This window comes from Nonomuraea sp. NPDC049784, from assembly GCF_040659615.1.
In the GTDB taxonomy this organism is placed as follows: Bacteria; Actinomycetota; Actinomycetes; order Streptosporangiales; family Streptosporangiaceae; genus Nonomuraea.
This window is the reverse complement of sequence record NZ_JBFAMX010001107.1, coordinates 1-1,884: the sequence shown is the minus strand read 5'-3', so window position 1 is coordinate 1,884 and position 1,884 is coordinate 1. Positions and strand designations below refer to the sequence as shown.

Annotated in this window: 2 protein-coding genes and 1 pseudogene; 2 read left to right on the top strand and 1 reads right to left on the bottom strand. The window is 68.4% G+C overall.

Going from position 1 to position 1,884, the window contains the following annotated elements; genetic code table 11:
• Both AB0J09_RS63745 and AB0J09_RS63740 read left to right on the top strand, forming a co-directional pair.
• Positions 1–563, top strand: a 563-nt coding sequence (locus tag AB0J09_RS63745; RefSeq protein ID WP_360714110.1) for a TetR/AcrR family transcriptional regulator, incomplete at its 5' end; no start/stop codon positions are given.
• A 175-nt stretch (positions 564–738) separates the two neighbouring features.
• Positions 739–951: a hypothetical protein gene (locus AB0J09_RS63740; RefSeq protein WP_360714108.1), complete on the top strand. Its 213-nt coding sequence runs from the start codon at positions 739–741 to the stop codon at positions 949–951.
• 48 nt (positions 952–999) lie between these two features.
• Here AB0J09_RS63740 and AB0J09_RS63735 read toward each other — a convergent pair.
• Positions 1,000–1,404, bottom strand: a pseudogene (locus AB0J09_RS63735) (hypothetical protein); the annotation flags it as partial.
• Between the last annotated feature and the right edge of the window lie 480 nt (positions 1,405–1,884).

Here is a 1,884-nt window from a genome sequence, read left to right as displayed (position 1 = left end):
CGGCGGCCGAGGTGCGCGCCGAGATCCTCGCGGCGGCGGGTGCCCTGCTGCTGAACGAGGGCATGGGCGCCTTCACCATCGAGGGAGTAGCCGATGAGGCCGGCGTCAGCAAGACGACGATCTACAAGTGGTGGCCGTCCAAGGGGGCGCTCGCCCTCGACGGCTACTTCCACGCCGTCGAATCCACCCTGACCTTTCCCGACAGCGGCGACATCGAGGCAGACCTGACCGTGCAGATCCGCTCGTTCGTCCACCTCCTCACGCGTACGCCCGCCGGACGCGTGATCGCCGAACTCATCGGCCAGGCCCAGACCGATCCCGACCTGTCCGCCGCCCTCCTGGAGCGCTACTCCGGCCCGCGGCGAGCGCTCGCCGTGGAGGCGATGCGACGCGGGCAGTCACGCGGCCAGTTGCGCCCCGACATCGACCCCGAGGTCCTGGTCGACCAGCTCTGGGGCGCCTGCTATCACCGTCTGCTCCTGCCCAACCAGCCCATCACCGACGACTTCGCGGTGAGCCTGGTCACCAACCTCCTGCGTGGCGTCGGGCCAGGCACCGGCTGAACACCAAGCGATAGGTCCTCGCCGTCGAAGGCTCAAAGTCGCATTCCCGCTAGGGGAGGAGCGGAGAGACGGGGCACGCGCCGCCGAGGTCTGCGCCCTGGACCTCGCCGACCTTGACCTGCGCCCCGACGACGAGCACGTTCGCCTCCACGGCAAGGGCGGCACCGTCCGCACTGTGCTCCTGGATGACCGCGGCTACGTCACGCTCCTCAAGCTCTACCCCACCCGCGCCGGCTACCGGTACGGCCCCGCCTTCCGCACCAGCATCAACGGCAACGGCGGCCCGCTCTCCTACGACGTCGCCCACCACCGGTGGGAGAACTACTGCGAAGTCGCCGACGCCGAAATCCGCGCCGCCCGACGCCGCCGCGACCGCGCAAATCGCTGACCAGGGTCTCAAGGCCCTACGCTTCGCCGCCCGCAACAAAGATCATTCTTAGCGCCAACGGCTGTCGGCAGGTTCCTCGACCACGATGCCGGGGACGAAGTGGGCTTCATCGCGGGCGCTGCCGGAGATCTGCGGAGGCCCGTCTGCGCCAGCGATGTCCTGGTAAAGGCCCAACCGATTGCCCCACGGGTCAGTGAAGTCGGTGAACACCACCACCTTCGGCAGCGTGCTGGGCTCGGCCACCTCCACGACCACACCCCGCAATTTGGCGATCTCTGCCGCGATGTCCTCCACCTGGAAACGCAGCCGACTGGAGGTCGCGGTGACAGACGCATGTCCGCTGGACAGCTGCAGCCAGGCCCCCTGGCACACCTCCCACTCATGGAAGTCATCGTGCGCGACATAGTCCGGACCCCGGCCCAGCACGTCGGCGTAGAAGGAGACCGCCCGCGCGGTCTCTCCGACCTACATCGCGATCGTCAACCCATGGACTCGGCTATTAGACATGCCGACCATGATGCACCTGGCCTACGACCCATCGATAGCCCCGATCCTGACGCGACCCCGAAGCGCCGAAGGTGAGTAGCCCGGACACGGCGACAAGGTCGAGGTCGTCTACGAGGCGGCAGCCGCGGCCAGCCTACTTGCCTAACGTGCCTTAACGGCCTTCAAGCGGCTGACCAGCTAGTTCACTTGACAACCCCGGGATAACGATGGGATCCGTCATCGGGCAGACCGGCGTCCGCTGACGCGGTCGTCGCGCGGCGAGCGCGCAGGTAGTCACCGAGCTTGTTCTCGCTAATCGCGGCCGTGCGCCGGGGCGTGGGTGCGCTGCAACCACCCCCCCCTAAACGCGCACAAGGCCCCCACGCAAAGGGGCGCCCCCCCACCCCACCGGGCCGCAAACCTACCCCCGGCGCCGTCGCGCAGGTG